This is a genomic window from Methylophilus sp. (genome assembly GCF_035460085.1).
Lineage (GTDB): Bacteria > Pseudomonadota > Gammaproteobacteria > Burkholderiales > Methylophilaceae > Methylophilus.
Window position 1 is genome coordinate 1 of the sequence record NZ_DATHWZ010000072.1, and the last position, 1,526, is coordinate 1,526.

Consider the following 1,526-nt stretch of genomic DNA (forward strand, 5'->3'; position numbering starts at 1 on the left):
TGTTTTTCGCCCCTAGGCGACCCTCTTTCTTATGCTTGTCCATAAGAAAGAAGGCAAAGAACAAGACACCCTAGCTTCCGCTTGTTTCCTGCGTTGCTCATCAACGTGGGCGTCCAACGAAACTCGCCCTAGCGGCTTGCACACTACGCAAGCCACCGCGGAACTCAAACAGACGCTGGCCGAAAACTCCCACGCTGACTGCGCTACTCGGCGCGTCAGATAGGGGCCCATTTAAAACCAACACGATGAGGCTTTTCTTGGACATTACGGATGGTGGGCGCTGAGTAAACTCCTGGAACTCCAAACCCAAAATTCAAAAAATATTTTGTTGATCCTTTGCCACTAGATTTCGAGCGGCCTGCAGTGTAAAGAGACTCACTGAACTGAAAGCGTGTGATTTTAACGGGCCCCTATCTGACGCGCCGAGTAGCGGAGGCAAAATAAGGGAGAAGGGAGCGACTGTCTGAATCCCGCAGGAGCTCACGTCTTGTGTGAGCTACCAGGTTGAGTTTCGTGACCGCTTATGCCCAAGTCCGGCAAAGCAACGGACGAAAGTCCTAAGCCGAGCAACGCAGGGAACAAGCGGAAGCTAGGGTGCCCTTTCTTTTGGTTACTTGTTCTTTGGGCAAGCAAAGAAAAGGAACTCGCCTAGGGGCGAAAAGGAATGTCGCAATGGACTGCTAAACCATCCAAAGAAATACCAATTAGAACTTCCAGCAAATGCACCACTTGCTCTTTGATGGCAACCAAGCTAAGCATCAGCCTTGCCTGGATTCCGGCCTACGCCGGGATGACTAGCCAAAATCACTTTGAAACATTCACCGCTCCCGCCATGGCGCCACCCTAAACAACAATATCATCCCGGGAATCGCCAATAACATACACACATAAAAAAACTGTTCCCACCCCAGGCTTTCTACCATGCCACCGGTCAAGGCATTAAAGATCGAGCGCGGTACCGCAGACAAGCTGGTAAACAATGCCAGTTGAGTCGCGGTATACGCTGGATTAGTTTCGCGCGCCATATAAGCTACGTAAGCGGCCGTACCCAGGCCAATCCCAAACGCCTCGGCCCCAATCACAATCGCCAGCATGCTGCGTTCTGCTGCGCCGATTTCAATGAATGGCCCACTATGCGCAAGCCAGGCAAACCCCAGAATCGCCACTGCTTGTACGATACCAAATACCCACAAACCACGATTAATCCCCAGTTTGAGCATCCACAAGCCGCCAACAAAAGCACCGGCAATCTGCATGACCAGGCCACTACCTTTTGCAATGGCGCCTATATCGGTTTTGCTGAAACCCATATCGATATAAAACGGCGTGGCGAGCGCGGTGGCCATGCTGTCACCCAATTTATATAACAGGATGAACAGCAATACCCATACTGCGTGCTGCCAGCCTTTACGTTGTGTAAATTCTTTAAACGGTTCGACCACTGATTCCAGTAATGTTTTGGGGATGATCTTGATGGCCGGCTCTTGCGACCATAAAGTAAACCCAATCCCTGGCAGCATGAACAA

Annotated in this window: 1 protein-coding gene; it reads right to left on the reverse strand. The window is 51.0% G+C overall.

The features are described 5' to 3' along the window. Positions 1-818: 818 nt before the first annotated feature. On the reverse strand, positions 819-1,526 hold a 708-nt coding region (locus tag VK958_RS10715; protein WP_473964689.1), incomplete at its 5' end, for an MFS transporter.